Source organism: Streptomyces sp. NBC_01261 (genome assembly GCF_036226385.1).
Lineage (GTDB): Bacteria > Actinomycetota > Actinomycetes > Streptomycetales > Streptomycetaceae > Streptomyces.
Genome location: NZ_CP108463.1, coordinates 1,729,767 through 1,751,011 on the forward strand (window position 1 = coordinate 1,729,767; position 21,245 = coordinate 1,751,011).

The 21,245-nt window shown below is 71.7% G+C and carries 19 protein-coding genes; 7 read left to right on the plus strand and 12 right to left on the minus strand.

The window, feature by feature from the left end; translation table 11 throughout:
* Positions 1 to 36 precede the first annotated feature (36 nt).
* Complete coding sequence (gene lysX / locus OG226_RS07650; RefSeq protein WP_328675964.1) at positions 37 to 3,309, minus strand: bifunctional lysylphosphatidylglycerol synthetase/lysine--tRNA ligase LysX; 3,273 nt, start codon at positions 3,307 to 3,309, stop codon at positions 37 to 39.
* A gap of 90 nt (positions 3,310 to 3,399) precedes the next feature.
* On the opposite strand from lysX, the gene OG226_RS07655 reads away from it, so the two are divergent.
* Positions 3,400 to 3,861, plus strand: a complete 462-nt coding sequence (locus tag OG226_RS07655) for a universal stress protein (RefSeq protein WP_328675965.1) — start codon at positions 3,400 to 3,402, stop codon at positions 3,859 to 3,861.
* A gap of 777 nt (positions 3,862 to 4,638) precedes the next feature.
* Here the strand turns inward: OG226_RS07655 and OG226_RS07660 are convergent.
* Entirely contained in the window at positions 4,639 to 5,475 is an 837-nt protein-coding gene (locus tag OG226_RS07660) for an alpha/beta fold hydrolase (protein ID WP_329348370.1), read from the minus strand.
* Positions 5,476 to 5,533: 58 nt separating this feature from the next.
* On the opposite strand from OG226_RS07660, the gene OG226_RS07665 reads away from it, so the two are divergent.
* Complete coding sequence (locus tag OG226_RS07665; RefSeq protein ID WP_328675967.1) at positions 5,534 to 6,019, plus strand: MarR family winged helix-turn-helix transcriptional regulator; 486 nt, start codon at positions 5,534 to 5,536, stop codon at positions 6,017 to 6,019.
* A 9-nt stretch (positions 6,020 to 6,028) separates the two neighbouring features.
* Here OG226_RS07665 and OG226_RS07670 read toward each other — a convergent pair whose 3' ends face one another.
* Entirely contained in the window at positions 6,029 to 7,171 is a 1,143-nt protein-coding gene (locus OG226_RS07670) for a CapA family protein (protein WP_329348371.1), read from the minus strand.
* 223 nt (positions 7,172 to 7,394) lie between these two features.
* Between OG226_RS07670 and OG226_RS07675 the strand changes: the two genes are divergently transcribed.
* The 3 genes from OG226_RS07675 (at position 7,395) to OG226_RS07685 (ending at position 9,407) form a co-directional block, all read left to right on the plus strand.
* A complete protein-coding gene (locus OG226_RS07675; RefSeq protein WP_328675969.1) occupies positions 7,395 to 7,940 on the plus strand; it encodes a sigma-70 family RNA polymerase sigma factor in 546 nt (181 codons plus the stop codon).
* Between the two features lie 155 nt (positions 7,941 to 8,095).
* On the plus strand, positions 8,096 to 8,617 hold the full coding sequence (locus tag OG226_RS07680) for a hypothetical protein (protein ID WP_328675970.1): 522 nt from the start codon (positions 8,096 to 8,098) through the stop codon (positions 8,615 to 8,617).
* Positions 8,618 to 8,756: 139 nt separating this feature from the next.
* Positions 8,757 to 9,407: a zf-HC2 domain-containing protein gene (locus OG226_RS07685; RefSeq protein ID WP_328675971.1), complete on the plus strand. Its 651-nt coding sequence runs from the start codon at positions 8,757 to 8,759 to the stop codon at positions 9,405 to 9,407.
* Here the strand turns inward: OG226_RS07685 and OG226_RS07690 are convergent.
* A complete protein-coding gene (locus tag OG226_RS07690) occupies positions 9,394 to 10,215 on the minus strand; it encodes a helix-turn-helix transcriptional regulator (protein WP_328675972.1) in 822 nt (273 codons plus the stop codon). The genes OG226_RS07685 and OG226_RS07690 overlap by 14 nt on opposite strands.
* Positions 10,216 to 10,320: 105 nt before the next feature.
* On the opposite strand from OG226_RS07690, the gene OG226_RS07695 reads away from it, so the two are divergent.
* Positions 10,321 to 11,037: an SDR family oxidoreductase gene (locus OG226_RS07695; RefSeq protein ID WP_329348372.1), complete on the plus strand. Its 717-nt coding sequence runs from the start codon at positions 10,321 to 10,323 to the stop codon at positions 11,035 to 11,037.
* Here OG226_RS07695 and OG226_RS07700 read toward each other — a convergent pair whose 3' ends face one another.
* The 3 genes from OG226_RS07700 to OG226_RS07710 all read right to left on the minus strand — a co-directional run bounded on the left by OG226_RS07700 (position 11,038) and on the right by OG226_RS07710 (position 15,450).
* Positions 11,038 to 11,901, minus strand: a complete 864-nt coding sequence (locus OG226_RS07700; protein ID WP_329348373.1) for an Fpg/Nei family DNA glycosylase — start codon at positions 11,899 to 11,901, stop codon at positions 11,038 to 11,040.
* A gap of 46 nt (positions 11,902 to 11,947) precedes the next feature.
* The gene (locus OG226_RS07705) at positions 11,948 to 14,023 is read right to left on the minus strand and encodes a SpoIIE family protein phosphatase (RefSeq protein WP_329348374.1); all 2,076 of its coding nucleotides are present in this window, start codon (positions 14,021 to 14,023) and stop codon (positions 11,948 to 11,950) included.
* Between the two features lie 68 nt (positions 14,024 to 14,091).
* Positions 14,092 to 15,450, minus strand: coding sequence for a DUF6777 domain-containing protein (locus OG226_RS07710; protein WP_329348375.1), 1,359 nt, complete (start codon positions 15,448 to 15,450; stop codon positions 14,092 to 14,094).
* A gap of 136 nt (positions 15,451 to 15,586) precedes the next feature.
* Here OG226_RS07710 and OG226_RS07715 point away from each other — a divergent pair, with 136 nt between their 5' ends.
* Positions 15,587 to 17,011, plus strand: a complete 1,425-nt coding sequence (locus OG226_RS07715; RefSeq protein ID WP_329348376.1) for a lipase maturation factor family protein — start codon at positions 15,587 to 15,589, stop codon at positions 17,009 to 17,011.
* Here the strand turns inward: OG226_RS07715 and OG226_RS07720 are convergent.
* The 5 genes from OG226_RS07720 to OG226_RS07740 are packed head-to-tail and all read right to left on the minus strand — an operon-like array spanning position 16,999 to position 21,224.
* A complete protein-coding gene (locus OG226_RS07720; RefSeq protein ID WP_329348377.1) occupies positions 16,999 to 17,850 on the minus strand; it encodes an amidohydrolase family protein in 852 nt (283 codons plus the stop codon). The two genes, OG226_RS07715 and OG226_RS07720, sit on opposite strands and share 13 nt — an antisense overlap.
* Positions 17,835 to 18,149, minus strand: a complete 315-nt coding sequence (locus OG226_RS07725) for an L-rhamnose mutarotase (protein ID WP_329348378.1) — start codon at positions 18,147 to 18,149, stop codon at positions 17,835 to 17,837. Before OG226_RS07725 ends, OG226_RS07720 begins: the two co-directional genes overlap by 16 nt.
* The gene (locus OG226_RS07730) at positions 18,146 to 19,135 is read right to left on the minus strand and encodes an aldo/keto reductase (RefSeq protein WP_328675980.1); all 990 of its coding nucleotides are present in this window, start codon (positions 19,133 to 19,135) and stop codon (positions 18,146 to 18,148) included. The genes OG226_RS07725 and OG226_RS07730 overlap by 4 nt, the downstream gene beginning before the upstream one ends.
* Positions 19,132 to 19,887 carry an SDR family NAD(P)-dependent oxidoreductase gene (locus tag OG226_RS07735; RefSeq protein WP_329348379.1) on the minus strand — a complete coding sequence of 252 codons (756 nt, stop codon included), beginning with the start codon at positions 19,885 to 19,887 and terminating at the stop codon, positions 19,132 to 19,134. The genes OG226_RS07730 and OG226_RS07735 overlap by 4 nt, the downstream gene beginning before the upstream one ends.
* A complete protein-coding gene (locus OG226_RS07740; protein WP_329348380.1) occupies positions 19,884 to 21,224 on the minus strand; it encodes an L-fuconate dehydratase in 1,341 nt (446 codons plus the stop codon). Before OG226_RS07740 ends, OG226_RS07735 begins: the two co-directional genes overlap by 4 nt.
* Between the last annotated feature and the right edge of the window lie 21 nt (positions 21,225 to 21,245).

The following is a 21,245-nucleotide window of genomic DNA, read 5'->3' on the forward strand; positions in this document are numbered from 1 at the left end:
GCGGGAAAACACCCGCCCGGCCCAGTGTTCGCGCGCTCAGCGGCGCCGGACGAGGGGGAACGGCAGCGTCTCACGGATCGTCAGGCCGGTGAGGAACATGACGAGTCGGTCGACGCCGATGCCGAGTCCGCCGGTGGGCGGCATCGCGTATTCGAGTGCGTCGAGGAAGTCCTCGTCGAGCTCCATCGCCTCGGGGTCTCCCCCGGCGGCGAGCAGCGACTGAGCGGTGAGGCGGCGGCGCTGTTCGACGGGGTCGGTCAGCTCGGAGTAGGCGGTGCCGAGTTCGGTGCCGAACGCGACCAGGTCCCAGCGTTCGGCGAGCCGCGGGTCGGTGCGGTGCTGCCGGGTGAGCGGGGAGACGTCGGTCGGGAAGTCCTTGTAGAAGGTGGGCAGCCGGGTCGGCTCCTCCACGAGCCGTTCGTACATCTCCAGGACGACGTCCCCGCGCCCGTCGTCGGCGCCGTACGGCACGCCCGCGCGGTCGCAGAGCCGGTGCAGGCGGGCCAGTTCGGTGCCGGCGTCGATCTCCTCGCCGAGCGCCTCGGAGATCGCGCCGTGGACGGTCTTGACGGGCCAGGTCCCGGAGATGTCGTACTCCTGGCCGTCCTTGCGGGCGACGGGCGAACCGAAGGCCGCCGTGGCCGCGCCCTGGATGAGTTCGCGGACGAGGTCGAGCATCACGTCGTAGTCGGCGTACGCCTGGTAGGCCTCCAACATCGTGAACTCGGGGTTGTGCTTGTAGGAGACGCCCTCGTTGCGGAAGGTGCGGCCCATCTCGAAGACCTTCTCCATGCCGCCGACGCAGAGCCGTTTCAGGTAGAGCTCGGGGGCGATGCGCAGATACAGGTCGAGGTCGTAGGCGTTGATGTGGGTGGTGAAGGGGCGGGCGTTGGCGCCGCCGTGGATCTGCTGGAGCATCGGGGTCTCGACCTCCAGGTAGCCGCGCTCCAACAGGCCCTGGCGCAGGGCCTGTACGGCGGTGCAGCGGGCGCGGACGACGTCACGGGCCGCCGGGCTCGCGACGAGGTCGAGGTAGCGCATGCGGACCTTGGCCTCGGGGTCGGTGAGGCCGCGGTGTTTGTCGGGCAGCGGGCGCAGGCACTTGCCGGTGAGCTGCCAGGAGGAGACGAAGACGGTGGGTTCGCCCTTGTCGCTGGTGCCCGCGCGGCCGGTGGCGGTGATGTGGTCGCCGATGTCGGTGTCGGTGACGAAGCGGTCGAGGTCGGGGCCCGACTCGGCCCGGGTGAGGGCGAGTTGGTGGTCGCCGGACCAGTCGCGCAGGGTGAGGAAGACGATGCCGCCGAGGTCGCGCACGAGCATCACCCGCCCGGCGACGGTGACTTGGTCCCCCGTGCGGACCTCGGCGAGGGTGTGGGTGCGCTGCGGGACGCCGACCGGGTAGGGGTCGATGCCGGCGGAGCTGAGGCGGTCGAGTTTGTGGTGCCGGACGCGGACCTGCTCGGGCAGGCCGCTGTCCGGGCCGTCGGCCGCGTCCTCGCTGTCGAGGCCGAGCGCCGACAGGGGCGGCAGGTCCGCGGTGGTCGCGGGGCGCGGGCCGCTCTTCTGGTGCCCCTTTCCCCAGAGTTGGCGCAGCGACGGTACGGAGACGAAGCCCTCGGCGATGCCGGAGGCGAGGCTGATACGGGCCAGGGAGGCGGTCTCGCCGTAGCAGATGAAGCGGGGGTACCACTCGGGGTGGTACTTGGCGTTGGAGCGGTAAAGGGCCTCCAGTTGCCACCACTTGGAGAAGAACAGCAGGAGGCGGCGCCACAGGCGGAGCACCGGGCCCGCGCCGATGCGGGCGCCCTCCTCGAAGGCCGAGCGGAACACGGCGAAGTTGAGGGAGATGCGGTGGACGCCCAACTTCGGTGCTGCGGCACAGAGTTCGGCGACCATGAACTCCATGACGCCGTTGGGGGCGGTGCGGTCGCGGCGCATCAGGTCGAGGGAGACGCCGTCGCTGCCCCAGGGGACGAGGGAGAGCAGGGCGAGCAACTTGCCGTCCTCGCCCAGAGCTTCCACGAGGAGGCAGTCGCCGTCGGCCGGGTCGCCGAGGCGGTCCAGGGCCATGGAGAAGCCGCGTTCGGTCTCGGTGTCGCGCCAGGCGTCGGCGCGGTCGACGACCTCCTCCATCTCCGTGTCGGTGAGGGTGGCGTGGCGGCGGATGCGGCAGGTGGCGCCGGCGCGGCGGACACGGCTCACGGCCTGCCGGGTGACGCGCATGTCGCGGCCGGCGAGGTCGAAGTCGGCTACGTGGAGGATGGCCTCGTCGCCGAGTTGAAGGGCGCCCAGGCCAGCGCGGGCGAAGGCCCTGGCGCCGTCCTCGGAGGCGCCCATCGCGGCAGGAGCCCAGGCGTGGCGCCGGGCGAGGTCCAGCCAGGCGGCGATGGCGTGCGGCCAGGCCTCGCGGTCGCCGACCGGGTCGCCGCTGGCGAGGCAGACGCCGGCCTCGACGCGGTAGGTGACGGCGGCCTTGCCGCTGGGTGAGAAGACGACGGCCTTGTCGCGCCGGGTGGCGAAGTAGCCGAGGGAGTCCTGGCCGCCATAGGCCTTCAGGAGGGCGCGGATGCGGTCCTCCTCGTCACCGTGCAGGGCCGCTTCGAGACGTTGGGAGCGGAAGAGGACGGTGGCCGCGTTCAGGAGGGCGAGCGCGCCGAACAGGCCGAGGAGGAAGAACAGGGCGCGGGGCGGGCGTCCGTCGAAGGAGCGGCCGGAGACCAGGCCGCCGCAGACCCGGTCGGCGGCCCAGCCGAGGTGCTGGCTCGTGGGGAGGGTGCCGGGGAACAGGGCGACGAGTCCCCAGCCGGCGAGGATCGCGACGGCGAGTCCGACCAGGAGGACGGCGAGGGCCCGTCGTACGGCCGCGCGACGGGAGGCGGCGTAGAACTGTCCGCGCGCCACGATCAGCAGGACCAGCAGCAGGGCGCACACGATGAGCGACGGGAGGGACTCGGCGTACAGGCCCAGGGCCACGCCGAGGATGTCCGTCAGGACGAGCAGGCCGAGGTAGACGACGACCAGCCACCAGGCGATCCTCTTGCGGGCGGCGGTCGCGGCGGCGAGCAGGAAGAGGAAGACGGCGTAGGCGAGGTTGGCGCTGACGGGGACGATCAGCAGGTCGAGGAAGCGGACCACCGGGCGCAGCACGCGGCGCAGCGGGGCGATGAACGCGAGCAGGACGCAGAGCAGGCCGAGGGCACCGAAGAAGGTCGCGAAACCCTCCGGCACCCGGCCGAGGAACCCGTTGCCGGGCGGCCGTATCGGACCCTTGGTGTCCTTGGACCTGGCAGCCTCCACCGTGGCAGTCATGGTTCCGACTGTAGGAACAGGGCGGGCGGCGCGCCCGTCGAGCGCTCCCGGGCGGGTTCAGGACCTGCGGGTTCCGATAACCTCACGGCCGTGACGGAACAGCACTCAACCCAGTTCGAGCGGGGCACGGACGGGCCCAAGGTGATCATGGCCGGAATGGACGGCTCCGACTCCTCCCTCCGGGCCGCGTCCTATGCGGCGGGCCTGGCCAGACGCCAGGGCGCGCTGCTCGCCCTCGTGTACGTACAGCCGGTGCTGGCGGCGGGCGCGGCCATGGGGGCACCGGTCGCGGACACGACCGACGAGATCGCGGAGAACCTCGTCGCCCAGATCCGCCACGAGACCGAGCGCATGAAGGGGATATTCGACATCCGCTGGGAATTCCACACGTTCCGCGGCGACCCCTACGGCGGCCTGGTGAAGGCGGCCGACGAACTCAAGGCCGACGCGGTCATCGTGGGCGCCTCGGAGCAGGCGGGGCACCGGATCATCGGCTCGGTGGCGGTGCGGTTGGTGAAGGCGGGGCGGTGGCCGGTGACGGTGGTGCCGTAGCCTCCGGCGGTCGGGCGGTGGCCGGTGACGGTGGTGCCGTAGCCTCCGGCGGTCGGGCGGTGGCCGGTGACGGTGGTGGCGTCACCAGTGGGGGTGGGGTCGTCGCCGGTGATCGTCGGGCAGTGACCGTGCAGCCGGTGACGGTGGTGCCGTAGCCTCCGGCGGTCGGGCGGTGGCCGGTGACGGTGGTGGCGTGGCCCGGCGGTGATGCCATAGCCACCGGGCGGTCGTGCGGTAGCCGGTGGGGGCGGAGCGGTGGCTGGGCGGTGACGCCCAAGCCGCCGACGGCCGCGCCGAAGATGGTGCAGGTGGAGCACTCGCCGGGCGGTGCCCCCTACCCGCCGGCGGCCGTGCCGTAAATGCTGAGGTGGAGCGCTCGCCGGGCGGTGACGCCCTAGCCGCCGGCGGCCGTGCCGCAAGCCCGGCGGGGACGCCGTAAGCGCCGGCGGTAGTGCCACAGCCGGTGGCGATGGGCCGGAGCCGGGCGGCGACGCCGTAGCCACCGGCGGCCCTGCGTAGCCAGGCGGTGATGCCGTAGCCACCGGCGGCCGTGCGTAGCCAGGCGGTGATGCCGTGGCCGTCGGCGGCCCTGCATAGCCGGGCGGTGACGCCCAAGCCGCCGGCGGCCGTGCCGCAGCCCGGCGGGGAAGCCGTAAGCGCCGGCGGTAGTGCCACAGCCGGTGGCGATGAGCCGGAGCCGGGCGGCGACGCCGTAGCCGTCGGCGGTTGCGCGGTGGTCAGGCGGTGACGCCGTGGCCGTCGGCGGTTGTGCGGTGGTCAGCCCTCCGCCTCGTTCCGGCGGAGGGCGCCGAGAAAGTCCATCAGGATCTCGTTGAAGCGTTCCGGCTTCTCCATGTTCGGGTAGTGGCCGACGCCCTCGACGGTCGTGGAACGGCCGTTCGGGACGGTGTCGGCGAGGCGTTGCGCCATGGCGATGCTGTCCGGCCAGTCGACGGCGCCGTGGATCGCCAGGACCGGGACGTCCAGCTTCGGGACGCCGGACCAAGGGTCGGTCAGCGGGACGTACCAGTCCTTCTCGCCCGGGGTGTGCTTGGAGATCGTGTGGGCGGTCAGTTCGCGCAGGCGGCGGACGACGGACGGGGCGACCTCGGCCACCGTGCGGCGCGGGCCCGCCACGCCTCGGGCGAACTGGTCGAGCCAACCCGGGATGTCGCCGGTGGCGAGCAACTGCCCGGCGCGGGCCGTGTGTTCCAGCAGCTCGGGGTCCTGGTACTCGAACGCGCTGGTGCCGCCGCCGCTGACGACGATCGCGCGGACCAGTTCGGGATGCTCCAGCGCGGTGTCGGTAGCGACGGCCGCGCCCATGGACAGGCCGACCAGGACCGCGGGGCCGAGGTCCAGGTGGCGCAGGAGACCCGCCAGGTCGTCGGCCCAGCGGAACGGCCCGCTCGCGTTGGCCGAGAGGCCGTGACCCCGGATGTCGGGCGCGATGACGCGGAAGTCGGCGGCGAGGGACGGCAGTTGGTCGTCGAAGACGCGGTGGTCGGCGAAGCCGGAGTGGAGGAGGACCACGGGGTCGCCGGTGCCCACGTCGCGGTAGGCCAGGTCCCCGTCGGCAGATGCGAAGAAGCTCAGTTCCGAAGCAGCTGTCATGACAACCAAGGTGTCATCTTGGGCATGGGTTTGGCAACCCAGGTGTCATGATGAGGCCGTGAACGACTCTCCTCCCCCGGCGCCCGCTCCCCTCTCCCCCGACGAACTCGGCCACCGCCTCACCGAGGTGTTCGACCTCGTCGGCCCGCTCTACCGGCGCGCGGCGCGCAAGGTGGAGCAGGCCGAACCGGTCGAGGGCGTGTCCGCGGGCGTACGCGCCGTCCTGAACCTGCTGCGCCTGCACGGACCCATGACGGTTCCCCAGATGGGCCGCGACCAGGCACTGAGCCGGCAGTTCGTGCAGCGCATGGTCAACGACGCGGCGGCGCACGGCTGGGTCGAGAGCGTGCCGAACCCGGCGCACCAGCGGTCCTCCCTGATCCGGCTGACCGACACCGGCCGCTCGACCATCGCCGATGTGCTGGGCCGCGAGCACTACCTGATGCGCCAGGTCGGCGGCGAGCTGACGGAGGCCGACGTCCACGCGTGCGCAAAGGTGCTCACCCAGATGCTGGAGACCTTCGCGCACGTCGACGTCGACTGATCCCCGGGGCTACTTCCCCATCACCAGCCCGTCCTTCGCCGCGCCCCGACTCAGCACCACCTCGCGGACGCGGTCGCGGTCGCCGGTCAGGTCGGCGCCCTGGCCGATCGCCTGGTTGATGTCGACGACCCGGCCCGCGTCGATGTCGAACAGCTGCGGGACGAACTCCGCCCTCGTCACCTCCCAGCGCCCTCCGGGCCGGGCGGGCGGCACGAAGGTGAAGCGGCCGAGGGTGCTCAGGTTGCCGCCGGGGTCCTGGGTGCCCGCGTTGTCGTACATCTCGCCGGTGATCTGGTCGCCGAGCCCGTAGACGACCCAGGTGCCGTTGACCTTCTCGTACGCCTGCGGGGTGCGGGCCTGGTTGCCGAGGACGAGGTCGATGTCCGGGCGGCCGTCGGTGCGGGCGGCGGTGAGTTCCCTGGCGAGCGCGAGCTGTTGCGGGTCGGGGGCGTTCTGGCCCGCCGTGCCCCAGCGCACGGAGACGACCACCACGTCGGCGCCCGCGCGGCGGGCGGCCCGGGCGTCGGCGAGGACGCGGGCGGGGTCGAGGAGGTTGACGGCCCAGGGCTCGGCCGGCGGGAGCGGGACGCCGTTCGCGTCGGCGGTGTAGGCGAGGTGGGCGACCTTCGCGGGACCGGCGCGCAGCAGGGTGACCGTGTGCGCCTCGGCGTCGGTGCGTGCCGTTCCCGCGTGCCGTACGCCCGCGCGGTCGAGGGCGTCGAGGGTGCGCTGGATGCCGACGGCGCCTTGGTCGAGGCTGTGGTCGGAGGCGGTGGAGCAGCTGTCGTAGCCGGTCGCGGCGAGGCCTTGGGCCGCCTCGGGCGGGGACGTGAGGGCCGCGGTGCCGGTGGCGGAGTCGCCGTAGACGCTCTCGACGTGACACAGCGCCAGATCGGCGCGGGAGACGAGGGGCTGGACCGCGGCGAGCATCGGGCGGAAGTCGTAGCCGGTGCCGCCGGCGTCGAAGCGGGCGCGGTCGACGACGGCGCTGTGCGGGAGGATGTCACCGGCGGCGACGAGGGTGAAGCCGCGGGCGGCGGGGGGCGCCGGACGGCCGGACGCCTTCGAGTCGTGGTGCTGGGCCTGGCAGGCGGCGGCCGCGGTGAGAAGGCCGGCGACGGCGACGGCCACCTGCTGTCTGCGTGCGATCATCAATTCACCCCACTGTGGTCATATTTACCCACCAATAGGTATGAACTTCACCGCCCCCGCAAACGACTTCCGGCCTCTGATGACCCGTCCGGTGTGCGCGTGCGGCGGATCGCCGGGGGACGCGGACCGTTCGTCGCACCGTTCGTCGACGCGATCGACCGTCCGCCGCAAGCCCCTCGTGCGCCCCCTGTCCCCGAACGCCCCCCTGCGATGCCATACGGCCATGACGGCCGGACCCACGCTCAGAGACGGAACGACCGCCGGGCACGAGCTCGCCGCACTGCAGCGCGAGCACGGCAGGCCGCTCTTCGCGCTGCTGCTCCGGCTCTGCGACGGCGACCGCCAGCGCGCCGAGGACCTCGTCCAGGAGACCCTCGTCCGGGCCTGGCAGCACCCCGAGGCGCTGCGCGCCGACGCCTTCGAGTCCGTACGGCCGTGGCTGCTGACGGTGGGCCGGCGGCTCGCCATCGACGCGCGCCGGGCCCGGCAGGCGCGACCGCCGGAGGTCGGGGACGCGGTGCTGGAGAACGCACGCGTCTGTGCCGATCACGCGGAACGGTCGGCGGCGACGCTCGATGTGCGGGAGGCTGTGAAGACACTCACTCCGGAGCACCGGGAAGTCCTGGTGCTGGTGTATTTCCACGGGGCGAGTGTGGCGGAGGCCGCGGCAGCACTGGGGATTCCGCCCGGTACGGTGAAGTCCCGCGCGTACTACGCGCTGCGCGCCCTTCGCCGGGTGCTTCCGGGCTATGCGGCCGACCTGCGGTGAAACCAATCCATTAGTCAAACCTCCGTAAAGCGCCTTGCTCAGAACCCGGTTGAGTAATCGGCTGTCCTCATCCGTGTTCCGGACTGGGGGGCCCGGGGTTCCTGACGGAGCCCCGGGCCGGGCGACGCGCACGCACCGGAGGAAGGCAGGAAGGGATGCTGCACAGAGGTCAAGAGAGCACGGACGGCACCGGTGGCGGTGAACTCACCGTCCCCATGGCGTGGTTGTACGCCGAGTACATCGCCGACGAGTTGCTGCGGACCGGCGACCTGATGCCGCCGACGTCCTTCGAGTTCCGCGCGGGTCGGGACGCGCTGGCGCTGACCATCTTCCTGTCCGACACGGACGGTGAGTTGTCCGGTATCCGCGTGGTGACCCAGTTGGAGACCTGGCTTTCGCTCACGGCGTACGACCAGCCGTGGCAGGACTGGGTCGCTGAACGTATGTCCAGATTGACGGCCGAGGCCGCCGAATCCGGCGCGGACGCACCGGACCTGGCGCTCGCGGAGGCCGCCTGGCGCTGGCTGGAGGAGACCGAACTGCTCGCGCCGGATCTGGACGCGGTACCGGGGCCGGGAGGCGGTCCGGTGACCGGTGAGGACGACGGGCCGAAGGTCTGGACGCCCGCCTGGCAGCTGGGTCTGCCGCTCGGCCATCTCGCCATCCATCTTTTTTGAGATGGGACCAATCCGCGGGCCCGACCGCTCCGAATCTGTTGCTTGGGATTCTGTGTGCCTTGAGTGATTCGACTGTCTGGTGCGTACCGATGGGAGCAAGGAGTAACCCCACCCGCACCTAACGGCACGAGGATTCGGCATGAGGTCCCTGGAAAGGCATCGCGACGTCGGCGCGTACGCGCTCGGCGTGCTGGACGAGGCGGACGCCTTCCGCTTCGAGGATCACCTCATGGAGTGCACCAGTTGCGCGGCTCATGTGACCGAATTCGGTCCCGCCTCACGGCAGTTGATGCTGTACCGGCGTGCGACGCCGCGCTCTGTGCACCCCATGGCACAACCCGGTCCGCGGCTCCTGGACCGGTTGCTCGGCGAGGTGGCCACGCGCCATCGGGCCGGACGGCGGCGGTTTCTGTACGCCGTGGCCGCCTCGGTGGTGTTCGCCGTCGGCGGTCCCGCGGTGGCGACCCTCGCCGCGCACGGCGACGGTGCCGTGCAACTCACGGCGACCGACGCCAAGTCGGGCGTGTGGGCACAGGTCACGGCCGCCAACGAGAACTACGGCAGTGATGTCTCCCTGAAGATCAAGGACGGTGCGGGCCCTCGATCCTGTCGTCTCGTGGTCGTCGGCCGCGACGGTTCCGAGCAGACCGTGACGAGCTGGATGGTGCCCGAGCACGACGCGACGATGATCACGATGCAGGGGGGCTCGGCGATGCACCCCACCGAGATCGACCACTACGACGTGCGGACGGCCGACGGACAGCGGTTGGTACGGCTCACCTCGCACTGATGTCCCGTCCCGGGGCGGCCAGTTGCCGCAGGGCCCGTGCGGAGGGGGTCCCCGGGTCCGCGGTGACGAAGACGACCTCCTGGTCGTCGTGCGGGACGGTGAGCACATCGCAGTTCACCCGGAGCCGGCCCGCCTCCGGGTGGGTGAGGGTCTTGGTGCGGTGGCCGGGGGCGTGCACCGGGTCGGTCTCCCAGATCGCCCTGAACTCCTCGCTCCCGGAGCGCAGTTCGGCCAGCAGACGGCCGAGTCCCGGGTCGTGGGGGTAACGGTCGGCGGCGCGCCGCAGCCGGGACACCACGATGTGGCCGAACTCCTCGGCGCTGGAACTCTCTTGGGGCCGCCCCAGGAACCGCCGACGCGCCAGGTTCGGCCGCGCGTCGAGATCGCCGCCGAGGACGGCACCCGCCAGCGGGTTCCAGGCGATGACGTCGTAGGTGGCGTCGGTGACGATGGCCGCCGTGTCCGGGATACGGCTCAACAGGGCGGCCACATGCGGGCGGACGCTCCGCACCGGCGCGGCGAGCGGCGTCACCTGTGTCCCCGCCAGCCGGAACAGATGGGTCCGCTCGGCCGGCCCGAGCCGGAACACTCCGGTGAGGGCGTCGAGGATGCGGGGTGACGGACGCGGCCCGCGCCCCTGCTCCAGTCGGGCGTAGTAGTCGACGGACATGTGGGCCAACTCGGCGACCTCCTCCCGCCGCAGCCCGAGGGTCCGCCGGGACGGTTCACCGGCCAACCCCACATCGGCGGGGATCAGCAACTCCCGCCGCCCCCGCAGAAATCGGGCCAGTTCCTGTTTCCCGCTCACGGTGCCTCCCTCCGACAGCCGGCCGGCCACGCTCCGCCCGCTCTCCGGCTGCCAGGGATCGGTTGTCCCTGGTTCGGCGGTCCCGGCTGCGGAATCGTGGTCCCCATGAACGATTCCACAGCACTGGTCACCGGCGCGAACAAGGGCATCGGCAAGGAGATCGCCCGCCTGCTCGTAGCCGAGGGATTCACGGTCTACGTCGGCTCGCGCGACGCGGGCCGGGGCGAACGGGCCGTCGAGGAACTGGGCGGCGGCGCAAGGCCGTTGACCCTCGACGTCACGGACCCCGACAGCATCGCGGCGGCGGCGCGGCAGGTGAACGCCCTGGACGTCCTGGTCAACAACGCGGGCATCATGGCCGGCAGCGGCCCCGCACCCGAGGCGACCCTCGACGACTTCCGCCGCACCTACGAGACGAACGTCTTCGGCGTCCTGGCCGTCACCAACGCCTTCCTCCCGGCCCTGCGCCGCTCCCCGCACCCCCGCATCGTGAACGTGTCCAGCGGCACCGGCTCCCTGACCTGGAGCGCCGACCCGGACCGCGAGTTCGCCCTCCACGCCGGCTCGGGCGCCGCGTACCGCTCGTCGAAGTCGGCCCTCAACGCCCTGACCCTCTTCTACGCCCAGTCCCTCGCGGCAGCGGGCTTCAAGGTGAACGCGCTGGCCCCCGGCCTCCGGGCGACGGACCTCAACGCACGGGCGGCGGCGAGCGCCGGGGATCCGGCGGAGGCGGCGAGGGGGGCCGTCGACCTGGCGTTGCTGCCGGACGACGGGCCTACGGGGCGGTTCCTGTCGTGGGACGGGACGGGGGTGCCCTGGTAGCTACTTGAGCAGTTTCGACATCCGCCGGTCCGCCAGCGGCTTGCCGCCCGTCTGGCAGGTCGGGCAGTACTGGAGCGACGAGTCGCTGAAGGAGACCTCGCGGATGGTGTCGCCGCAGACCGGGCAGGGCTGGCCGGTGCGGCCGTGGACGCGTAGGCCGCTCTTCTTCTCCGCCTTCAGGCGGCCTGCCGCCACGCCTCGGGAGCGTTCCACGGCCTCTTCGAGAGTCGTGCGCAGGGCCTCGTGGAGCGTGTGCGTCTCGGCCGGGGTCAGTGACGACGCGAGCTTGAACGGGGACATCTTCGCCGCGTGCAGGATCTCGTCGCTGTACGCGTTGCCCACCCCGGCGATCAGGGTCTGGTCGCGCAGGGCGCCCTTGAGCCGGCGGCGTTCGTCCTTCAGGAGTGCGGCGAAGCGTGTCTCGTCGAAGTCGTCGGCGAGCGGGTCGGGGCCCAGGCGGGCGATGCCCGGGACCTCCTGCGGGTCGGCGACGACGTACACCGCGAGGCGCTTCTGGGTGCCCGCCTCCGTCAAGTCGAAGCCCTCGCCCGTCTCCAGGGCCACGCGGAGCGCCAGCGGGCCCTTGCCGGGGCGGGGCGGGCCGTCCGGGAGGCGGTCCTTCCAGTGCAGCCAGCCCGCGCGGGCGAGGTGGGTGACGAAGTGCGGGCCGTCGGCCGTCTCGACGTCCAGGAACTTGCCGTGGCGGTGCACGGCCACCACCTCGTGCCCCTCCAGCGCGGTGGGCGGAGGGTCGTACGTCTTCAGGACGCTGATGGCGACGGGCAGCACCCGTACGAACTCGTGGCCGACGAGGTGTTCGGTCAGGAAGTCCTTCAGCGCTTCGACCTCGGGGAGTTCCGGCATACGTCCAGGGTGCCACCAGAGGCCCGTGGGGTCAGGTCGTGCCGGATCAGGTGCGGTCCGGGAACAGGAACTCGCACCACACGCACTTGCCGCTGCCGCGTGCCTCCACGCCCCACACGTCCGTGAGCAGGTCGACGAGGAGCAGACCGCGCCCGGAGACACCGTTCTCGCCCGCCTCACGGCGGCGCGGGAGGGCGCTGGAGGAGTCCTCGACCTCGACGCGCAGCCGGCGTTCGGTGCCGTTGAGGACCCTGAGGGTGACGATCGCGGACCCCTCGGTGTGCGTCAGCGCGTTGGTGATCAGCTCGTCGGCGACCAGCTCCACCTCGTCGGAACGCTCGCCCGCGCCCCATGCGCGGACCGCGGCCCGGATCATGTGCCGCGCCTCGGTGAGGGCCTCGGAGTCACCGGGGGCCACATGCTGCTGGAGCCGCCCGCCGGGTTGCGGGGCGTCGAGCCCGCGCCGGCGCAGCAGGAGCAGCGCCACGTCGTCCTCGCCGCCGCGTTCCTCGGCCACGTCGATGAGCAGATCGGCGAGGTCGCGTACGTCGTCGGGGCCGGAGGCGATGAGCGCGGCGAGGGTCTGCATGCCGTCGTCGAGGTCGGCTCCCGGCTGTTCGACGAGGCCGTCGGTGCACAGCAACAGGGTCTCGCCGGGGTCGAGTTCGATGGTGGAGACGGGATATTCGAGCCGCCCGAACTCGGCGGAGAGCCCGAGCGGCAGCCCGCCCACGACGGTCATCCGACGGGAGGTCCCGTCCAACTGCCGCACGAGCGGGTCGATATGACCGGCCCGGACCACCTGCACCACTCCGGTCGACAGGTCGACCTCGGCGTAGAGGCAGGTGGCGAAGCGCTCGGTGTCGAGTTCGTGGAGGAAGACGGAGGCGCGGGCCATCACCGTGGCCGGGGTGTGCCCCTCGGCGGCGTACGCCTTGAGGACGATGCGCAGTTGCCCCATGACGGCGGCTGCGTGCGTGTCGTGCCCCTGGACGTCGCCGATGACCGCGCCGACCCGCCCGCCCGGCAGCGGGATCAGGTCGTACCAGTCACCGCCGATGTCCCGCCCGAGCTTCGCGGACCGGTAGCGCACGGCGACATCGGCGCCCGGGACACTCGGGATCGCGCGCGGCAGCATCGCCTGCTGAAGACCCTGCGCGAGGTCCTTCTCCTGCTCGTAGAACATGGCGCGCTGGAGGCTCTGCGCGATGCTGCTGCCCAGCGCGACGAGCACGTTGCGCTCGTCCGCGGAGAACCCGCGCCGGTCGCTGTAGAGCAGCCCCATCGCCCCGATCGGCCGCGCCTGCGCGATCAGCGGAAGATAGGCGGCCGCGGTGATGTTCAGCTCGGTGATGTGCGGCCACAGGAGCGGATACCGCTCGGCGAACTCCTCCGGCGACTCGATGAACGCCGGCGCGAGGGTCCGTACGACCTCCCCCATCGGGTACTGCTCGTCGATCCGGGTGACCTCCGTGCCGGGCACGAAGCTGTCCTCGGGACCTTCCGCGACCAGCCGGATACGGCCGGCCTCGACCAGGCCCATGACCAGGCTGGTCGCGCCGAGGTGGACGAGACCGTGGGTGTCCTTGAGGACGTCGATGACGTCCTGGACGGTACGGGCGTGCGCGAGGGCGGCGGTGGTGAGCTGGACGACGTTGGTCTGCCGGCGCAGCGCCGCGTCCTGGGCCGCCTGCTCACGGCGGGCCGCGCTCTCGGCGAGCTCCCGCGTGGCGTCCCGGAGGATGCCGATGATCCGGCGCGGGCGACCCGTCTCGTCGCGCCGGATGTAGCCCTGGGTGTGGGTCCAGCGCAGGGTGCCGTCGCGCAGCCGCACCCGGAAGTAGGCGCCGTAGTTCTCGCTGCCGTCCTTCAATGCCTGGGAGACGAGACCGTCCAGCCGGTAGCCCTCCGTCGGCGGTACCCGGATCTCCAGTGACTCGGGGCGGCCGTCGTATTCGTCGGGGCGCAGGTCGAAGACCTCGTGGGCCTGGGCGTCCATGTGGAACAGGCCGTTGTCCAGGTCCCAGTCGAAGCTGCCCATGCGGTTGAGCGCCAGGATCGGGTCCGGGTGGGCGGGCCAGTCGTCCGGGAGTGACAGGGCGCTCGCTCCCCGATCAACCATGCGGCCCACCTTGCCAGGATTTGCCCGATTCTTCGACTTGTCCGAGCGCTACGCGGCACCCTGCGCGGTCAGCCGTCGAACACGCTCGTGGGGCTGTCGAAGATGCTGCCGGTGGTGGTGTCGTCGGGGATCAGCCCGCCGCCGTCGGGCAGGTCGGGGGTCTCCGGCACGCTCGGCGGACCGATCTCGTCCGGGGAGTCCTGGCCCTGGGACGGCTCCGACGCGGAGGGCGTCCCGGCACCCGGAGTGGCTCCGCGCGGCGAGGGGGTGGACGTGCTGCCGGGCGGGCTGGTCGTCGGGGTGGCCGTGACGGTGGCGGCGGGGCAGTCGGTGGGCCCCGGGGAGGGTGGCTCGCCGGGTGCGTCGCCGGTCGCGCCCGGGGTGACCGTGACGGTCGGGGTGACGCAGTCGGTGGCGGACTTCTCCGGGGCGGGGCTCCGGCCGTCGCTCGGGGACGCGCTCCCGTCGCTCGGCGAGATGCTCGGAGAGGCGTCCGGAGAAGTACTCGCGCTGCTGCTCGGCGACGGACTCGTATCGCCGGGCGAGGCACTGGACCCGCTGTCGTGCGGTCGCGGCGACGGACCCGTACGGGACGGTGTCGGCGTCGGCAGCATGTGCGGCGGCCGGGGTACGACGTGGTCGTGATGGGGCCCGCGATGCCCGAGGGGCCGTTCGATCCACGTGTTGTCGACGATGTCGATGATCGTGATGTTGGTGATCACCTGGGGTGCCGGGGTCACCACGACCACCTCGGCGGGCCGGAACCCGGACCAAGGCCGACCGCCGTCAGCCATCGCGCCCTGGCCCGCCGCACCCGCCTTGAGCGGGTTGCCGCAGGCACAGCGGACCCGGGGCACGCCCCGGTTGTCGACGAGCACGGCGGTACCGGACTGCAGCACCGACTGGAACCCGGTCACCCGAGCGTCCCGGAACCCGTGATTGGTGACCTGGGTGTCGGCACGCAGCACGACCGAGGTCAGGCCGCGCAGATAGCCGGGGATCCCGCCCGGGGAGATCCCCTCGGCCTGCGCGAAGGCACCGGCCTTGGCCTGGTCCCGGGTGAGATACGAGATCTGCCGCTCCACGTCACAACTGCCGGTCCGCGCGGTCCCGCCGTACAGACCGGGCGTGGCACCGGAGACGGAACGCATGTGGCCGGAGGGCGTGGACATGGTCCCCGTGGGTGTCACCCGGGGAGGCGAGGACTTCGGAGGTGTGGACTGCGGCGTTCGGGTGACCCGTGGTGGGACGCTCGGCGCGGTGGCCGTGGAGTCCGTGAAGGGGTCGGGGCCCTGTGCCGCGACGGGCTGCAGAAAGACCTCGCCGCTCGGCTTCGTGTCCTTGCCGCCGTCGCCGCCGCACCCGGCGACGAGGAGCGTCGCCGAGAGCGCGCAGGCCGTGGCGATGGTTCCGGTGGATATGCGCACCGTGCTCTCCCGCCTCAAGCCGGGTGATTCGCCACTATTGTCTGCTTCACTCACTTGGGTTACGCAACCGGAGGCATGGAACACGGAGAGTGAAGGTCTTTTCAGGCGTGAAGACGAAGGGAGGAACGCACCGGACATGGCCTGGTTCACCGCACCCGACTACTGGCTGAGCCGACTGGTCTTCCAGCGGGCTCTGGCCGGCGTCTACCTGGTCGCGTTCCTCACGGCGGCCCGCCAGTTCCGCGCGCTGATCGGCGAACACGGCATGCTGCCGGTCCCCCGCCTCCTCGCCCGGACGCCGTTCCACCAGGCCCCGGGCATCTTCCAACTCCACTACACGGACCGCTTCTTCGCGGCCTGCGCAGGGACGGGCTGCGCGGTGTCGGCGGCACTGGCGGCCGGGCTCGACTCCCGACTCCCGCTCTGGGCCGGGATGTTGCTGTGGCTGGTGCCGTGGGTGCTGTACCTGTCGATCGTCAACGTGGGCCAGACCTGGTACGCGTTCGGCTGGGAGTCACTGCTGCTGGAGGTCGGCTTCCTCGCCGTCTTCCTCGGCAACGACGAGGTGGCCCCGCCGGTCGTGGTGCTGTTCCTGCTCCGCTGGGTCCTGTTCCGGGTGGAGTTCGGCGCGGGCCTGATCAAGCTGCGCGGCGACGCGTGCTGGCGGAAGCTGACCTGTCTGGACTTCCACCATGAGACCCAGCCGATGCCGGGCCCGCTGAGCTGGTTCTTCCACCACCTCCCCCGACCGCTGCACCGGGTGGAGGTCGCCGCCAACCACGTCACCCAACTCATCGTCCCCGTGCTGCTGTTCACCCCTCAGCCGATCGCGACGGCCGCCGCGTCCCTGATGATCGCCACCCAACTGTGGCTGGTCCTGTCCGGCAACTTCTCCTGGCTGAACTGGATCACCATCGTGCTCGCCCTCTCCGCGATCCGGTTCCCGCACACACCACCGCACGTACCCGACCCACCGCTCTGGTACGAGGCCGTGGTCGTCGCGGTCGCCGCCCTCCTGCTCTGGCTCAGCCACCGCCCGGTCCGCAACATGATCTCCCGCCGCCAGATCATGAACCGTTCCTTCGACCCGCTCCATCTGGTCAATTCCTACGGCGCGTTCGGCACCGTCAGCCGCGTCCGCCACGAGGTGGTGGTGGAGGGCACGACGGACGCCGTACCCCGCGAGGACTCCGACTGGCGGGAGTACGAGTTCAGGGGCAAGCCGGGCGATCCACGGCGCTGGCCACGCCAGTTCGCGCCGTACCATCTGCGGCTGGACTGGATGATGTGGTTCGCGGCCCTCTCCCCCGGCTACGCCGACCCGTGGTTCGGCGCCCTGGTGGAACGCCTCCTGGAGAACGACCGGGACACGCTACGGCTGTTGCGTCGCTCCCCGTTCCCGCCCGACGCGCCGCCGCACTTCGTCCGGGCCCGTCTCTTCCGCTACCGCTACACGAGTTGGCGGGAGTTGCGGGAGACGGGCGCGTGCTGGGAGCGGACGTTCGTGCGGGAGTTTCTGCCGCCGACGCGGTTGGCGGCGGCAGAAACTCAGAGGCCGTAGACGCGGGTGGCGGTGCCTTCGAGGACCTCGGCGCGTTCAGCCGCGCTGAGGTCGTCCGTCAACTCGCCGGCCGCATCCGCTACTTGGCCGTACGTCGCCGCCAGCGTGCAGACCGGCCAGTCCGAGCCGAACATCAGGCGGCCCGGCCCGAAGGCGTCGAGTGCGGTGTCCGCGTACGGGTGGAGGTCCTCCGTGCTCCAGGTCTTCCAGTCGGCCTCCGTGACCAGTCCCGACAGCTTGCAGTACGTGTTGGGGAGCGCGGCGAGGGAGCGGAGAGAGGTCGTCCAGGGTTCCAGCTGTCCCGAGGCGATGGGCGGCTTGCCCAAGTGATCGAGAACGAAGGTGAGTTGGGGCAGGGCTGCGGCCACCTCCACGGCGGCCGGGAACTGGTGGGGCAGGACCAGCAGGTCGTAGACGAGTCCCGCGTCGGCGACTGCCGTGAGGCCTCGGCGTACGTCCGGGCGCAGCAGCCAGTTCGGGTCGGGTTCGCCCTGTACCTGGTGACGGATGCCCTTGAGGTGGTGGCCGCCGGGGAGTTCGCGCAGGCGCGCCAGTTCGTCGGTGATGTCGGGACGGGTGAGGTCGATCCAGCCGACGACTCCGGCGATCAGGTCGTGCGCGTCGGCGAGGGCGAGGAACTCCGGGGTCTCCTCGGCGACGGTGACGGTCTGGACGAGGACGGTCCGGTCGACGCCGGCCGCCCGTGCCTCGGGTTCGAGGTCGGTGACGGTGAAGTCGCGGCGCAGGGGCTGGAGTTCGGGGCCGGTGATCCAGTCCTGGTCGCGGACCGAGAGATCCCAGACGTGGTGGTGGGCGTCGACGGTCACGGCAGCTCCCATACGACGGGCAGGCCGGCGTCGGTGCCCTCGCCGGAGTAGTCGTGCACCACGGTGAGGAGCTGCGCCATGCGGGCCTGCCAGGCCACGTTCACCGGGAGCTGGTCCAACTCGGCGAGCAGGCGGGCGTAGTCGTCGCAGTCCAGGACGTGGAAGAGGTCGGTGCCGCTGCGCCAGATCGTCCAGGAGGTGGCACCGGCGGCGCGGATCGCGGCGGTGAGTTCCTTGGGGACGTCGAGGTGGGCGCTCTCGTACTCGGCGATGCGGTCGGGGCGGACCTTGGTGTGCAGGGCGACTCTCATGACGGCTCCCGGGTGGGGACGGGGGCGTCCGTCGACAGGAGTCCCGCCTCCCGCAGTTCCTGCCAGAACGCGGCGGGCACGGGGAGGGCGAACTGCTCGGCGCAGTCCCGTACTTCGGCCTCCGACCGGGCGCCGACCAGGACACTGGCCACGGCCGGGTGGGCCGCGCAGAAGGCCAGGGCGGCGGCGCGCAGAGTGATGTCGTGACGCTCGGCCACGGCCTTCATGCGCAGGGCGCGGTCCAGCAACTCCGCCGGTGCCTGGGCGTAGTTGTACGTCGCGTCCGGCTTCGGGTCCGCCAGCAGACCGGAGTTGAAGGCCCCGCCGACGACCACCGACCTGCCGCGTGCGACGGCGGCCGGGAGCAGTTCGGCGAGGGCGCTCTGGTCGAGCAGGGTGTAGCGGCCCGCGCACAACACGACGTCCACGTCCGTGTCCTGGACGAACCGGGTGAGCATCTCGGCCTGGTTCATGCCCGCGCCGATCGCCCCGACGACACCCTCCGCGCGGAGCTTCTCCAGGGCCGGATAGCCCTCGCGGAAGGCCTGTTCGGCGTGGTCGTCGGGGTCGTGGAGGTAGACGATGTCGACGCGGTCGAGGCCCAGCCGTTCCAGGCTGGCGTCCAGGGTTCGGCGTACTCCGTCGGCGCTGAAGTCCCACACGCGGCGCTGGGTCGCGGGCACGGCGAAGCCGTTGGCGAGGTCGTCGCCGGTCGCCGTCTCCACGGGTTCCAGGCGCCGTCCGACCTTGGTGGAGATCGCGTACGACGAGCGCGGGTGCTCGCGCAGGGCCGCACCCAGGCGCCGCTCGGAGAGCCCGAGGCCGTAGTGCGGTGCGGTGTCGAAGTAGCGAATGCCCTGCTGCCAGGCCGTGTTGACGGCCTGGTGTGCCTGGTCGTCGCTCACCCCGGTGTACAGGTTGGCGATCGCCGCGCCGCCGAAGCCCAGCCCGCTGACCTCGACCCCGCTCGCCCCGAGGGCGCTCACTGGCCCACCGGCCGCAGCCGCAGGCCCTGCATGCCACCGTCCACGGCGAGTGACGTGCCGGTGGTGGCGCCGGACAGCGGGCTCGCCAAGTAGGCGATGGCGCCCGCGACTTCGGCCGCCGAGACGAGGCGTCCCGAGGGCTGGCGGGCGGCCAGGGCGGCGCGTTCGGCGGCCGGGTCGGACGCCGAGTCGAGGAGCCGGCCGACCCAAGGGGTGTCCGCCGTACCGGGGTTGACGCAGTTCACACGGACGCCCTCCCGGAGGTGGTCGGCGGCCATGGCGAGGGTGAGGGAGTACACGGCCCCCTTGGTGGCGCTGTAGAGCGCACGCTGCGGGAGACCCGCCGTGGCCGCGATGGAGCAGGTGTTGACGATCGCCGCGTGGGACGACTCGCGCAGGTGCGGGAGCGCGGCGCGGGCGACGCGGACCATGCCGAGAACGTTCACGTCGAAGACGTGGTGCCATTCCTCGTCGTCGTTGTCCTCGACGGTGCCCTGCGCGCCGATGCCCGCGTTGTTGACCACCACGTCGAGTCCGCCGAGGTCGGCGACGGCGGCGGCCACGGCCTGGCGTACGGAGGCGTCGTCGGTGACGTCGGCGCGGTGGCCGAGCAGCGGCTTCTCGACGCCGGAGGGGTCGAGGTCGAGCACCGCCACCGACGCGCCGCGTTCGGCGAGGAGTTCGGCGGTGGCCCGGCCGATGCCGGAGGCGCCTCCGGTGACCAGGGCCCTGAGGCCCTCGAAGTCGGTCATGCCGCGTGTCCCTTCTGGCGGTCGAGGTCGGCGGCCCAGAAGGTGCCGCCGGGGAACGTGTAGCGCGCGATGGACTCGGGACGCATGGTGGCCGAGAACCCGGGTGCGGTGGGTGCCATGTAATGACCTTCGCGGATCACCACCGGATCGAGGAAGTGGTCGTGCAGATGGTCGACGTACTCGATGACGCGGTCGTCGGTCGTCCCGGAGACGGCGAGGTAGTCGAACATCGAGAGATGCTGGACGAGTTCGCACAGTCCGACGCCGCCCGCGTGCGGGCAGACGGGGACGCCGAACTTCGCGGCGAGCAGCAGGATCGCCAGGTTCTCGTTCACGCCGCCGACGCGTGCCGCGTCTATCTGGAGGATGTCGAGGGCGCCGGCCTGGAGCAACTGCTTGAAGACGATGCGGTTCTGGACGTGTTCGCCGGTGGCGACCTTCACGGGGGCGACGGCCGCGCGGATCGTGGCGTGGCCCAACACGTCGTCGGGGCTGGTGGGTTCCTCGATCCAGTACGGGTCGAACTCGGCGAGGGCCGTGGTCCAGCGGATCGCCTCGGCCACGTCCCACCGCTGGTTGGCGTCGATCGCCATCCGGATGTCGGGGCCGACCACCGAACGGGCCACCCGGCAACGGCGGATGTCGTCGTCGAGGTCGGCGCCGACCTTCAGCTTGATCTGCCGGAAGCCGTCGGCCACGGCCTGCACCGCGAGCCGGGTGAGCTTCTCGTCGTCGTACCCGAGCCAGCCGGGGGAGGTGGTGTACGCGGGGAAGCCGCGCTCCAACAGGATGTTCCTACGGCCTTCCGCGCCCGCTTTCCCGCGGCGCAGGATGTCGAGGGCCTCGGCCGGGGTGAGCGCGTCGGTGATGTACCTGAAGTCGATCTGGCCGACGAGCCATTCGGGCTCGGCGTCGGTGAGGAGCTGCCACAGCGGTTTGCCGGCGCGCTTGGCGGTGAGGTCCCAGGCCGCGTTGATCACGGCGCCGATCGCCATGTGCATCACGCCCTTCTCGGGCCCCAGCCAGCGGAGTTGGCTGTCGCCGATCAGCTCGCGGTTCAACGTCCCCGGATCCGCGCAGAGTTGGTCCACGGACAGGCCGATCACATGGTCCCGCAGCGCGTTGATCGCGGCGACCTGGACATCGTTGCCCCGCCCGATGGTGAAGGAGAACCCGTGCCCCTCGTGCCCGTCGGCCGCGTCGGTGCGCAGCACGACGTACGCGGCCGAGTAGTCGGGGTCCGGGTTCATCGCGTCGGAGCCGTCGAGCTCGCGCGAGGTGGGGAAACGGATGTCGTAGGTGTCGACCGCGATGACGCGGGCGGGGGTCGGGGACACGGAGGGCCTTTCGGTCGGGAA

What these genes read in the sequence shown, in the direction of transcription:
- lysX (WP_328675964.1), bottom strand. Translation starts at nt 3,309, where the DNA reads ATGACTGCCACGGTGGAGGCTGCCAGGTCCAAGGACACCAAGGGTCCG.
- OG226_RS07660 (WP_329348370.1), bottom strand. Translation starts at nt 5,475, where the DNA reads ATGACAGCTGCTTCGGAACTGAGCTTCTTCGCATCTGCCGACGGGGAC.
- OG226_RS07670 (WP_329348371.1), bottom strand. Translation starts at nt 7,171, where the DNA reads ATGATCGCACGCAGACAGCAGGTGGCCGTCGCCGTCGCCGGCCTTCTC.
- OG226_RS07675 (WP_328675969.1), top strand. Translation starts at nt 7,395, where the DNA reads ATGACGGCCGGACCCACGCTCAGAGACGGAACGACCGCCGGGCACGAG.
- OG226_RS07680 (WP_328675970.1), top strand. Translation starts at nt 8,096, where the DNA reads ATGCTGCACAGAGGTCAAGAGAGCACGGACGGCACCGGTGGCGGTGAA.
- OG226_RS07685 (WP_328675971.1), top strand. Translation starts at nt 8,757, where the DNA reads ATGAGGTCCCTGGAAAGGCATCGCGACGTCGGCGCGTACGCGCTCGGC.
- OG226_RS07695 (WP_329348372.1), top strand. Translation starts at nt 10,321, where the DNA reads ATGAACGATTCCACAGCACTGGTCACCGGCGCGAACAAGGGCATCGGC.
- OG226_RS07700 (WP_329348373.1), bottom strand. Translation starts at nt 11,901, where the DNA reads ATGCCGGAACTCCCCGAGGTCGAAGCGCTGAAGGACTTCCTGACCGAA.
- OG226_RS07705 (WP_329348374.1), bottom strand. Translation starts at nt 14,023, where the DNA reads ATGGTTGATCGGGGAGCGAGCGCCCTGTCACTCCCGGACGACTGGCCC.
- OG226_RS07715 (WP_329348376.1), top strand. Translation starts at nt 15,587, where the DNA reads ATGGCCTGGTTCACCGCACCCGACTACTGGCTGAGCCGACTGGTCTTC.
- OG226_RS07720 (WP_329348377.1), bottom strand. Translation starts at nt 17,850, where the DNA reads ATGGGAGCTGCCGTGACCGTCGACGCCCACCACCACGTCTGGGATCTC.
- OG226_RS07725 (WP_329348378.1), bottom strand. Translation starts at nt 18,149, where the DNA reads ATGAGAGTCGCCCTGCACACCAAGGTCCGCCCCGACCGCATCGCCGAG.
- OG226_RS07735 (WP_329348379.1), bottom strand. Translation starts at nt 19,887, where the DNA reads ATGACCGACTTCGAGGGCCTCAGGGCCCTGGTCACCGGAGGCGCCTCC.